The sequence below is a fragment of the Streptomyces sp. NPDC104307 genome (assembly GCF_055584045.1).
This window is the reverse complement of the sequence record NZ_JBVJMU010000006.1, coordinates 223,532-235,228: the sequence shown is the minus strand read 5'-3', so window position 1 is coordinate 235,228 and position 11,697 is coordinate 223,532. Positions and strand designations below refer to the sequence as shown.

The 11,697-nt window shown below is 71.5% G+C and carries 10 protein-coding genes; 7 read left to right on the top strand and 3 right to left on the bottom strand.

The window, feature by feature from the left end; all coding sequences use genetic code 11:
- Window positions 1-84: 84 nt before the first annotated feature.
- The 6 genes from ACZ601_RS18420 to ACZ601_RS18395 all read left to right on the top strand — a co-directional run bounded on the left by ACZ601_RS18420 (window position 85) and on the right by ACZ601_RS18395 (window position 5,669).
- Complete coding sequence (locus ACZ601_RS18420) at window positions 85-528, top strand: ATP-binding protein (protein ID WP_469539004.1); 444 nt, start codon at window positions 85-87, stop codon at window positions 526-528.
- A 106-nt stretch (window positions 529-634) separates the two neighbouring features.
- Window positions 635-2,842, top strand: coding sequence for an MMPL family transporter (locus ACZ601_RS18415; protein ID WP_469539001.1), 2,208 nt, complete (start codon window positions 635-637; stop codon window positions 2,840-2,842).
- A gap of 5 nt (window positions 2,843-2,847) precedes the next feature.
- Complete coding sequence (locus ACZ601_RS18410) at window positions 2,848-4,080, top strand: sensor histidine kinase (RefSeq protein ID WP_469538999.1); 1,233 nt, start codon at window positions 2,848-2,850, stop codon at window positions 4,078-4,080.
- Entirely contained in the window at window positions 4,077-4,733 is a 657-nt protein-coding gene (locus ACZ601_RS18405; protein WP_469538997.1) for a response regulator, read from the top strand. Before ACZ601_RS18410 ends, ACZ601_RS18405 begins: the two co-directional genes overlap by 4 nt.
- Window positions 4,734-4,851: 118 nt before the next feature.
- Complete coding sequence (locus ACZ601_RS18400) at window positions 4,852-5,436, top strand: DUF2975 domain-containing protein (RefSeq protein ID WP_469538994.1); 585 nt, start codon at window positions 4,852-4,854, stop codon at window positions 5,434-5,436.
- On the top strand, window positions 5,436-5,669 hold the full coding sequence (locus tag ACZ601_RS18395) for a helix-turn-helix domain-containing protein (protein ID WP_073733446.1): 234 nt from the start codon (window positions 5,436-5,438) through the stop codon (window positions 5,667-5,669). The genes ACZ601_RS18400 and ACZ601_RS18395 overlap by 1 nt, the downstream gene beginning before the upstream one ends.
- Here the strand turns inward: ACZ601_RS18395 and ACZ601_RS18390 are convergent.
- From ACZ601_RS18390 to ACZ601_RS18380, 3 genes are all read right to left on the bottom strand, one after another.
- Window positions 5,641-6,957 carry an ammonium transporter gene (locus ACZ601_RS18390; RefSeq protein WP_469538991.1) on the bottom strand — a complete coding sequence of 439 codons (1,317 nt, stop codon included), beginning with the start codon at window positions 6,955-6,957 and terminating at the stop codon, window positions 5,641-5,643. The two genes, ACZ601_RS18395 and ACZ601_RS18390, sit on opposite strands and share 29 nt — an antisense overlap.
- 257 nt (window positions 6,958-7,214) lie before the next feature.
- Complete coding sequence (locus ACZ601_RS18385) at window positions 7,215-8,768, bottom strand: hypothetical protein (protein ID WP_469539504.1); 1,554 nt, start codon at window positions 8,766-8,768, stop codon at window positions 7,215-7,217.
- Between the two features lie 167 nt (window positions 8,769-8,935).
- The gene (locus ACZ601_RS18380) at window positions 8,936-10,054 is read right to left on the bottom strand and encodes an NADH:flavin oxidoreductase (protein WP_469538989.1); all 1,119 of its coding nucleotides are present in this window, start codon (window positions 10,052-10,054) and stop codon (window positions 8,936-8,938) included.
- 373 nt (window positions 10,055-10,427) lie between these two features.
- Here ACZ601_RS18380 and ACZ601_RS18375 point away from each other — a divergent pair, with 373 nt between their 5' ends.
- Window positions 10,428-11,639, top strand: coding sequence for a S8 family peptidase (locus tag ACZ601_RS18375; protein ID WP_469539502.1), 1,212 nt, complete (start codon window positions 10,428-10,430; stop codon window positions 11,637-11,639).
- Window positions 11,640-11,697 lie beyond the last annotated feature (58 nt).

Below are 11,697 nucleotides of genomic sequence, written 5' to 3'. Positions count from 1 at the left end.
CTCTGGTGTGACGAAAGATCGCAACTTCTTGGAGTGTGCGACGAGCTCGTACGCGCTTCGAAGGCCACCCGTGAGGGGACACGCATGATCGAACAGTGGTGGACTGATTCGCCTGCATGTTGTGCACCACCCGTTGGACCGCCACCCATTCTGTTACTCGCAGGCGAGCCTCAATCAGCCGCAGCCGCAAGGAACTTCGTGCGTGAGTTCGTCTCGTACCACGTTCCGGGTGTATCCGAGGACTACGTCGAGACGGTCGTCCTGGTCGCGTGCGAGCTGGTCACCAACTCGATCCGCTACGGCACCGAGCCCGGCGACTCCGTGCGCGTCGTGCTCGACGCCGACGACAACCGGACGCGCGTCGAGGTACACGATCCGGTACGCCGACGCCCCCGGCTCCGGCCCGTATCCCATGAGCGCGATCGTGGGCGTGGCCTGATCATCCTTGACGCGCTGTGCCCCGGTTCCTGGGGAGTCGAGGACATCCCGTTCGGCAAGGCGGTATGGGCGGAGGTGAAGGCGCCCTGATCGCGCGGCGCCTCGTTGCCCGGGGCCTTGTCCACCGACCGGTGGACAACGGGTTCCACCGGCCGGGGCTGCCGGGCGAGGGGCCCCGCGGACGAGCATTTACCGCATGAGAATACGACCCGTACGCATGGCCCGCTGGAGTGCGCGGCACCCCTGGAAAGCGATCGTCGGCTGGTTCGTCTTCGTGGTGCTGTGCCTCGGCGCGGGCATCACGGCGGGCAACAACCCGGCCACCACCAAGGACTTCTGGGTCGGTGAGGCCGGCCACGCCGAGTCGATGGCCACCGACGCCGGACTCCAGCGCCGGCCCGCCGAGCACATCCTGATCCGGTCCGGCTCCGGCCCCCTGGACGGCGCGGAGGCAACCGCCGCCGCCCGCGACGTCACCGCCCGGATGACCGCTCTCCCCGAGGTGGCCGAGGTCGCGCCGCCGGTCCGCTCGAAGGACGGCACGGCGCTCCGGGTGACCGTGGTGATGAAGGGCGCCGAGCTCGACGCCAAGAAGAACGTCGCCCCGCTCCTCGACGCCACCGGGAAGGCGGCCGCCGCCCATCCGGGGCTGGTCGTGGAGGAGTCCGGTTCGCCCGCCATCTCCCAGGGCGTCAACGACCAGCGCGGCAAGGACCTCTCGCTCTCCGAACGCCTCACCCTGCCGGTCACGCTCGTCATCCTGCTGATCGTGTTCGGCTCTGTCGTCATGGCGGGTGTGCCGCTGCTGCTGGCGCTCTCCTCGATCGCCGCCACGATGGGCCTCGCCATGCTGGCCTCGCACCTGATGCCCGACCCCGGCGTCGGCACCAACATGATCCTGCTCATCGGACTCGCGGTCGGCGTCGACTACACGCTCTTCTACCTCAAGCGCGAACGCGAGGAACGGGCCCGCGCGGCAGGCCGGTTGAGCCCGGAGGCGCTGGTGGAGCTCGCGGCGGCGACGGCGGGCCGCGCCATCGTGGTCTCCGGCCTCGCCGTGATCGTCTCCACCGCCACCCTGTACCTCGCCACCGACGTCATCTTCTCCTCGCTGGCGACCGGCACCATCCTGGTCGTCGCCGTCGCCGTGATCAGCTCGCTCACCGTGCTGCCCGCCCTGCTGGTGAAGCTCGGCCACCGCGCGGAGCGGCGTGGAGCCAGGAAGGCCGCCCGGCGCGCCGAGCGCGGCGCCCCCGCCGTGACGAAGCGCGCGAAGCCCGAGAACGGCCGGGTGTTCGGCGCCCTCATGCGCCCCGCCCAGCGCCACCCGGCGATCACCCTGTGCGTGTCCGTGCTGGTCATGCTCGCCGTCGCGGCGCCCGCGCTGGGGCTCAAGCTCATCGACCCGGGCAAGGACACCTTCTCCCGCGACATCCCCGCCATGCGGGTCTACGACCGGATCACCGCCGAATTCCCCGAACTCCTGGTCAAGCACGAGGTGGTGACCCGCTCCGCCCCCGGCCAGGCACCCGAGGTCAGGAAGGCGCTGCTGGAGCTCGGGCGGCGGGCCCAGGCGGACCCGCTCTTCGCGCACAACGCGGAGCCGCTGCTGCGGACCTCCGACGACGGGCGGATCAGCGTGCTGGAACTGCAGGTGCCGCACCCGGCGCCCGCCGACGAGGCGATCGCCTCACTGGACCACCTGCGGGACCAGTACATTCCGTCCACCGTGGGCCGACTCGCGGGCGTGGAAACGGCCGTGAGCGGTGATGTGGCCCGAGGCCAGGACTACGTGCACCACGAGCGGAACAAGCTGCCGCTCGTCCTCGGCTTCCTGCTCCTGCTGACCTTCGTGATGACGGCGGTGGCCTTCCGCTCCGCGGTCATCGGCCTGATCGGCGTCGTACTGAACCTGCTCTCCGCGGCGGCCGCGCTCGGCGCGCTCGTGCTGGTCTTCCAGGGCACCTGGGCCGAGAGCCTGCTGGACTTCGACTCCCTCGGCGCGATCGCCTCCCGGGTGCCGCTCTTCCTCTTCGTGATCCTCTTCGGTCTGTCGATGGACTACCAGGTCTTCGTCGTCAGCCGGATCAAGGAGGCCATGGACCACGGGATGACGGCCCGCGAGGCGGTGCTCGACGGCATCGAGCGGTCCGCGAAGGTGGTCACCAGCGCGGCGCTGGTCATGGTCACGGTGTTCGCCGCCTTCGTCTTCCTGCACCTCACCGAGATGAAGCAGATGGGCTTCTGCCTCGCGATGGCGGTCCTGCTGGACGCCGTCATCATCCGGATGATGATCCTGCCCTCCGCGCTGCTGCTCCTGGGCGACCGCGCCTGGCGCCCGCTGCGCCCTTCACGTACGAAGAACACGGCCCCGGCCGCACCGCCCGTGCTCCCCGTACGCTGACCGCCATGCTTCAACGGCCGCAGCGCGGCGATCCGTTCTGGATCTGGGTGCTCCACGGGTGGGAGGCGCTGTCCTGGGCGCTGGCCGCCCTGGTCATCCTGATCACCCTGCTGGGGGATACGCCCCCGGGACGGAAACTCGGGCTGCTCGCGCTGATGGCCGTGCTCGCCCTCTGCTACGCGCTGGTGCGGCTGCGCCCCGGCAACCCGGTGCTCGGCCCGTACGGATATCTGGGCGTGCTGATCGTGGTGCTGGGAGGCGTCTCGTACCTCGGGGACGGCTTCGGGGTGTTCTACACCGTGATGCTCACGCAGTTCATCGTCTTCGCGGACAGCCCGAGGGGCGCGATCCTCCTCACGGGGCTCGGCGCCGCGGCGATCACGATCGGTGGCAGTCTGCGGGAGGGCGGGCAGGGCGGGGTGTTCCTCACCAACACGATCTCCTCCCTCGCGGTCTGGGCCGTCGCCGTCGTGATGGCGGTCCTGACTCCGCGGGCGCTGGCCCAGCGCGACGAACGGGCCGCGCTGCGGGCGGAGTTGAAGAGCACCCGGGTCGAACTGGCCGAGGTGTACCAGCGCCAGGGCGCCGCAGAGGAACGGGAACGGCTCGCCCGGGAGATCCACGACACCCTCGCCCAGGGCTTCGCCTCCATCATCGTGCTGGCGGAGGCCGCCAGGTCCCAGCTGGCGGTGGACGTGGAACGCAGCGCCCAGCAGCTCCAGTCCATCGAGCAGACCGCGCGGGAGAACCTGGCGGAGGCCCGGGTCCTGGTCGGCGCCGCCCCCAGCAGCGGGGTGGCGGCCGGCTCCGTCGCCACGACGCTGCGCCGCACCCTGGACCGCTTCACCGAGGACACCGGCCTCACGGTCACGGCGGAGCTGGCGGACATCGAGTGCGACCAGCCGACCCGGATCGCGCTGCTGCGGTGCACCCAGGAGTCGCTGGCCAACATACGCAAGCACGCCGCCGCCTCCACCGTGGGCGTCGTCCTGGCCCGGCAGCCCGAAGGCGCGGAACTGGAGATCACCGACGACGGACGCGGGTTCGTCGTCGAGGAATCCCACGGCTTCGGACTCGACGGCATGCGACGGCGCCTCGCGGAGTTCGGCGGCGGCCTCACCGTCACCAGCTCGGTCGGTGACGGCACCCGCATCCTCGCCACGATCCCGCTGAGCCACGATCCCTCAGAACGGCTTAGCCACGATCCCTCCGAACGACAGGTCCCAGGTGTGACATGACATCAGACCCCTCGGCAGTCGCCGCCCCGCTGCGCATCATCCTGGCCGACGACCACACCGTGATGCGCGCGGGTCTGGTCGCCCTGCTGGGCTCCGAGCCCACCGTCGAGATCGTCGGCGAGGCGGGCGACGGCCGGGAGGCCGTCCGGCTCGTCGAGCTGCTCCGGCCGGACGTCGCCCTGCTCGACCTGCGGATGCCGGTCCTGGACGGGGTGGGCGCCACCACGGAGATCGTCGCGGGCCCCACGTCCACCCGCGTCCTGATCCTGACCACGTACGAGACCGACGCGGACATCGAACGCGGCGTCGAGGCGGGCGCCACCGGCTACCTGCTCAAGGACGCCACCCGCGAACAGCTCGTCGACGCCATCCACGCGGCCTCCCGTGGTGAGACGGTGCTGGCCCCCCGGGTCGCCCAGCGGCTGGTGGCCAAGATGCGCCGGCCGGTGCCCGTCACGCTGACCGCCCGCGAGGCCGAGGTGCTGAACGCGGTCGCGGACGGGCTGTCCAACGGGGAGATCGGCCGGCGGCTGTTCATCGGGGAGGCCACGGTGAAGACCCACCTGCTGCGGATCTTCGCCAAGCTCGACGTCAACGACCGTACGCGTGCGGTGGTCGTCGCGATGAACGGCGGTCTGCTGCAACGCCGTTAGCGCACCCCGTCGGCTCCGGCCGGGGTCGCGGCCGGGTTCGCGTCCCGCCATGTACTTGTCGTTTATCGATATGCTCCCCTAGGGTGAGCATATCGATATTCGATGGATCGGGGATGCGATGAACACGCGGCTCACGAAGGTGCTGGCCTCGGTGACCCACTGGCTGGCGGTGCTCAGCGGCCTTGCCTTCCTCGGCACCGGCGCCTCGCACATGCTCGACGACGGGGCCGTCTGCGTGGAGACGGGCTTCTGGGCCAACGCCCGGCTGGCGCCGGGACTGCCGGTCGCGAAGGGCGTGGACGCGTCGGGCAGCCTCACCCGGCTCTGCCAGGACAGCCCCTCCGTGGGGCAGCGCGCGGCGGATCTCGGGGGCGAGCTGCCCTGGCTGCTGTTCGGGGCGATAGCGCTGCTGCTCTTCTCCCGGCTGCTGACGGCCGTGCTGAAGCAGGGACCGTTCACCGAGCCGGTGGCCCGGCAGCTCACCGCTCTCGGCTGGGTCGTCGCCGTGGGCACTCCGGTCGCCGGGCTCGTCGTCGGCTGGTCGCATTCCTGGCTCGTGGGGTCCATGGCGCCGGTGGTGGGGTCGGGGCCCGAGCTGTCCGGACCGATGGTTCTCGTGCTCGCCGGCCTCGCGGGTGTGATCCTTGGGAAGATCATGCGCGAAGGTGTCCGCATGCGGGAGGACCTCGAAGGGACCGTCTGATGCCCGAGGACGAAATCCATTCGATCCGCATCCACCTCGACCGGCTGCTGGTCGAGCGCGGTATGACGCTCACCGAACTGTCCGCACAGGTGGGGATTACCGTCGTCAACCTGTCCGTGCTCAAGAACGGGCGGGCCAAGGCCATCCGCTTCTCCACCCTGTCGAGGATCTGCGAGATCCTCGGCTGTCAGCCGGGAGACCTGATCACTCACGAGCCCGCTGAGCGGGCCTAGGGCGGCCGTCGCTGGCGAGCGCCGCGCCGTGGCCGAGGGCGCCGTGGTCGTAGGCGCTCTCGGCGTGCAGCGTCTGGTCGAGGCCGGTGAGCTCCTGGTCGGGGGAGGCCCGCAGGCCCATCAGCCGGTCGATCGCCTTGCCGATCCCGTACGTCATGAGGAAGGTGTACGCCGCCACGGCGAGGACGGCGACGGACTGCCGGCCGAGCTGGGCCGCGCCGCCCCCGTAGAACAGCCCCTCCGGTCCGCCGGTCATCGTGGTGGTCGCGAACAGGCCGACGAGCAGGGTGCCCACGATGCCGCCGACGAAGTGCACGCCGACCACGTCCAGCGAATCGTCGTAGTCCAGACGGAACTTCCACCCGACGGCGTACGAGCAGACGACCCCGGCCGTGAGCCCGACCGCCGCACCGCCCACGATGCCGACCGTGCCGCAGGCGGGGGTGATCGCCACCAGCCCGGCGACCGCGCCGGAAGCCGCGCCGAACGTGGTGGGGTGGCCGTCGCGCTTCTGCTCGACGAAGAGCCAGCCGAGCAGTCCGGTGCAGCCGGCGACGAGCGTGTTGAGCATCGAGGCCGCCGCCAGTCCGTTGGCGCCCAGGGCCGAGCCGCCGTTGAAGCCGAGCCAGCCGAACCAGAGCAGTCCGGCGCCGAGCATCACCATGGGCAGGTTGTGCGGGCGCATCGCGTCCTTCTTGAACCCGATGCGCGGACCGACCACCAGGGCCAGCGCAAGCCCGGACGCCCCGGACGCGATCTCCACCACCAGCCCGCCGGCGAAGTCCAGCGCGCCCAGCGAGTCCTTGATCCAGCCGCCGGGCCCCCACACCCAGTGGGCGACGGGAGCGTATACGAGCAGCGTCCACACCGGTACGAAGACCAGCCAGGCGGCGAACCGCGTACGGTCCGCGATCGCGCCGCTGATCAGCGCCGCGGTGACGATCGCGAACGTCAGCTGGAAGGTGGTGAACAGCAGGGTCGGGACGCTGCCGGTGAGCGTGCCGGGGCCGATGCCCGCCATGCCCAGGTGGCCGAGGCCGCCGACCAGGCCGCCGAACGCGTCGCCGTCGAAGGCCAGCGAGTAGCCCGCGAGCAGCCAGACGACCGTGACCAGCGCGATCGACACGAAGCTCATCATCAGCATGTTCAGGACGCTCTTCGTGCGGACCATGCCGCCGTAGAACAGCGCCAGGCCCGGAGTCATCAGCAGAACGAGCGCGGTGGCGGCCAGCAGCCAGGCGGTGTCGCCTGTGTCGAGGCCTGCCGCGGCCAGGGTCACGGGGGTCACTCGGAGGTCCCTCCTCGGTACGGCGTGCGGTTCGGTCGGCAGTCGGGCGACAGAGAGCTGTCGAAGAGCTGTCGGAGAGCGTGACCGGCGCGCGTTTCGTAACGAGGACCCGGAGGTTTCCGCGATATTTCATTGCGGGGTGGTTGCCGAAATCTCACCGTCCCGGGTACGGCGGTGGGCCCGGTTCAGCAGCCGTGCCCGGGTACGGCGGGGGACCCCGGCTCAGCAGCCGCACCCGGGACGGCAGTGGGCCCGGTTCAGCAGCCGCCGCGGGTCCGCGAAAGGCCGTAGACGGAGTCCAGCCGGTAGGTGCCGCCCCTGGGCACGGTGAGCTCCGTCCAATCACCGTTCTGCCGCAGGCAGCCGCCGGCGCCGTGCCCGCCGACCTCGCGCGCCCGCAGCCACGGCGAGTACGCGAGCCGTACGGTCAACGAGCCCGACTCCGGTACCCGGACCACCAGCTCTGCCTCGCCGCCGCTCACCACGGAGGCCGGTGCCGGCACCAGGGGGACCGCGTCGCGCACCCGGTAGACGGTCCAGCCGTCGTCCCGCCACACCCGCCGCAGCCAGGGCTGCCCGCCGCGCACCAGGGCCGCCTCCGCCTCCGCGGGGCCGTCGGGCTTCCCGTGGTGCAGCACGACGTACCCCACGGCCCAGCGGTCCAGCCAGGCGCGGTAGGTGGCCGGGGACAGCGTCCCGTCGTAGAAGAGGCGCCCGCGTTCCACGTCGAGCTGCCGGTTCCAGCCGCGTGCCATGCTCACGTGACGGGCCAGCACGGTCGCCTCGCGGTGGTTGCGGGCGGGGACGACCTCCACCCGGGTCCGGTCGGCGCCGAGCCGGCGCAGTTCGTTGACGACGCCGTCGGTGCGGGCGGCCCAGGCGGGCACGTCGTTGGAGACCCGGAGATCGTCCAGGGTCTTGTCGGCCAGCCAGTTGGCGGACAGCCCGAGGGCCACGGCGATCACGACCGTACGCGTCCAGTTCCGCTTCCGGACGAGCTCCAGGAGCGCCGCCAGGAGTACCGGGACGGCGACGAGACCGAGGAGCCGTTCCACGTTCGTCCCGATCGGGGAGGCGACGAGGAAGACCAGGACGACGCCGACCGCGTACACCACGGCGCCGTAGCGCGGGACGCGCCACCGCCGGCCCGGCGGCGCCGCGAGGGCCAGCGCGGCGCAGATGATCAGTGGCATCCACAGCCGGCCCCGGTTCATGGGCTGTTCGCCCTCGCCGGGGAAGAGCAGCGCGACCGCGCCCACGACGACGAAGAACGGGACGATCAGGACGGCGCCCTTGCGCCACTGCCGGTCCAGCAGGTACGCCGCCCCCGCGACCACGAGGAACAGCCCCGCCACCGGACTGGCCATCGCCGCCAGCGCCCCGGCCGCGAGCGGGATCACGGTGCGGTGCGCGTACAGGCAGGCGACGAGCCCGATCGCGACGCCCAGCGCGAACGTCGTACGCCCGGAGGCGACGTTGCACCACAGGGCCAGCGAGGCGAGCACCGCCGGGGCGATCGGCCGGCGCACCCCGGTGCGGACGAACAGCAGGGCGACGAACCACGATCCGGCGATCCCCGCGGCCACCGAGACCGTGCGGACCCCGAGGAAGGCCATCAGGTACGAGGAGAAGACGCTGTACCCGGCGGTGTGGATCCCGCCGTACCAGGAGAGGTTGTACGCGGAGCCCGGGTGCCGGGCGGTAAACCCCGACCAGGCGAGCTGCGCGGCCAGGTCGCCGCCTCCGGTGGCCAGGACGGCCACCCACCACACGTACAGCGGCACCACGACGGCGACCGCGACGAGCGGCACGAGGTGGCGCCGCCACCAGGGCGGGGCGGCCGGTTCACCGCCCCGGTCCGCCCTCGGCAGCTCACCGACGTCACCCGTACCCGCTCGCACTTCCCCGCTGACACCCACCCGGGCAACCCTAAGGGCTGTCCCGGGCGGGGTGTCGGCTGTGGGGTGTCGGTTGTCGGTCAGCGCAGGGTGCGCAGCATCGCCGCGTCGAACGGCGTGATGTCACCGGTGCGGCCGGCGAGGGTCTTCGCGGCCCACTCGGGGTCCCCGATCAGCCCCCGGCCGACGGCGACCATGTCGAACTCGTCGCGCTCCATCCGCTCCAGCAGCTGCCCGATGCCGGTGACCGTGGGGCTGTTGCCCTGGAAGGCGTCGAAGAAGTCACCGTCCAGGCCGACCGAGCCGACCGTGATCGTCGGCCTGCCGCTGATCTTCTTCACCCATCCGGCGAGGTTCAGGTCGGAGCCGTCGAACTCGGGCAGCCAGTAGCGGCGGGTGGAGGCGTGGAAGACGTCGACGCCGGCCTCGGTCAACGGAGTGAGCAGGGCGTCCAGTTCTGCGGGCGTCTGCGCGAGCTTCGCCTCGTAGGCGTCCGCCTTCCACTGGGACATGCGGAAGACGATCGGGAAGGCGTCGGACACGGCCGCGCGGCAGGCGGCGACGATCTCCGCCGCGAACCGGGTCCGTGCGACGAGGTCGCCGCCGTAGGCGTCGGTGCGGCGGTTGCTGCCGGACCACAGGAACTGGTCGATCAAGTAGCCGTGCGCGCCGTGCAGTTCGATGCCGTCGAAGCCGAGCCGCTCGGCGTCTGCGGCAGCAGAGGCGAACGCGGCGATGACGTCGTCGAGGTCCTGCTGCGTCATGGCGCGGCCCTTGGGCTCACCGTTCAGGGAGATGCCAGAGGGCCCGACCGGCTCGGCGTCCGCGACCGGCGGGGCGCCCTCGGTACGGGTGACGCCCACGTGCCACAGCTGCGGGATGATCGCGCCGCCCTCCCGGTGCACGGCGTCCGCGACCCGCGCCCAGCCCGCGAGGGCGTCATCGCCGTGGAACCGGGGGACCTGGTCGCTGGTGCCGGCCGAGCTGTGGTCGATGTAGGTGCCCTCGGTGACGATCAGCCCGACACCGCCGGCGGCCCGCCGTGCGTAGTAGTCCGCGACATCCTGGCCCGGTACACCGCCGGGGGAGAACTGCCTGGTCATCGGTGCCATGGCGATCCGGTTGCGGGAGCTGAGCCCGCGCACGGCGAACGGGCGGGAGAGGGTGTCTGCTGCACGGTCGGCGGTCACATCTGTCACGGGGTGTCCTGTTCGTAAGCGGAGGGTGTCTCCCTTTCACCAACAGCCGCGCGTGCCCCCGGCATCCCTGTTCCCAGCCCGATGTGGCCAAGGTCTCCCGGGACGGCCGCAGGCCCCGCCTGCGGGTCCGGGGCGCGGTGGGCTCGGGAGGGGGGCCGAACGTGCACACGTGCACATCGCGAGACGGACGTATTGCCGTGTGTTGCGGCACGTTGACGCACCGTCAACGATGTGACGAGGTCATGCCAGCATGCCGGGATCGCTTGCCCGGCCCGAATCCGCCCCGCCATCGTCGGTTGCTGCGTACGGACCCCGTACACCGCACCCCATGGCGCGAGGTCCCCTCGCGCCACCGTCCGAGGAGGACCTCACGATGGCAGCACTGCGCAACACCCGGCGGCGGATCGCCGCGTTGATCGCCACGACGACGACCGTGGCCTTGGCGGCCGCGGTCGGTGCGGCCTTACCCGCCCAGGCGGCCGCGCCGGAGGGCAGAGTTCTGCACGCCGGATCGGCGGAGGCGATACCCGGAAGCTACATCGTCACGCTGAAGCGGTCGGCCGGGCTCAAGGCGTCCGCGGCCCAGGGCAAGCAGCTCATAGCCGGCTACGGCGGCCGGATCGAGCGCACCTACTCATCGGCGCTGAACGGCTACGCCGCGGCTCTCAGCGGCACAGAGGCCAGGCGGCTGGCCGCCGACCCGGCCGTCGCCTCGGTCGAGCAGGACCAGAAGGTCCACGCGACCGCCACCCAGAGCAACGCGCCCTGGGGCCTCGACCGCATCGACCAGCCGAACCTGCCGCTGAGCGGCACGTACACCTACCCGGACTCGGCGGGCGGCGGCACGACCGTCTACGTCCTGGACACCGGGGTGCGCATCACCCACCAGGAGATCAGCGGCCGGGCCTCGTACGGCTACGGCTTCGTCGACAACGACACCACCGCCCAGGACGGTTACGGGCACGGCACCCATGTGGCCACGACCGTCGCGGGAAGCACCTACGGGGTGGCGAAGAAGGCGAAGATCGTCGCCGTACGCGTCCTCGGCAACGACGGCTCCGGTACCACCGCCGGGGTCATCGCCGGGGTCGACTGGATCACCGCCAACCACGTCGCCTCGTCCGTCGCGAACGTCTCGCTCGGCGGCGGTGCCAGCACCACGCTGGACGACGCGGTGCGCAAGTCCATCGCGTCCGGGGTCACGTACTCCATCGCGGCGGGCAATTCCGGTGCGCCGGCGGCCAATTACTCCCCCGCCCGCGTCGCCACCGCGATCACCGTCGGCGCGACGACCCGGACCGACGCCCGCGCGAGCTACTCGAACTACGGCTCGACGGTCGACATCTTCGCGCCGGGCTCCGGCATCACGGCCGGCTGGAACAGCTCGGACACCGCCACCTACACCGGCGACGGCACGTCCTTCGCCGCCCCGCACGTCTCCGGCGCGGCAGCGGTCTACCTGACGAACCACCCCGGCGCCTCCCCGGCGGCCGTGGCCTCGGCGCTCGTGAACGGCGCGACCTCGGGCGTCCTGACGGGCGTCGGATCCGGCTCCCCGAACAAGCTGCTCAAGCTCGTCCCGTAACGGAAGCTGCTCAAGCTCGTCCCGTAACGACCTGACGGCCGGGGGCGCGTGCGGGGTG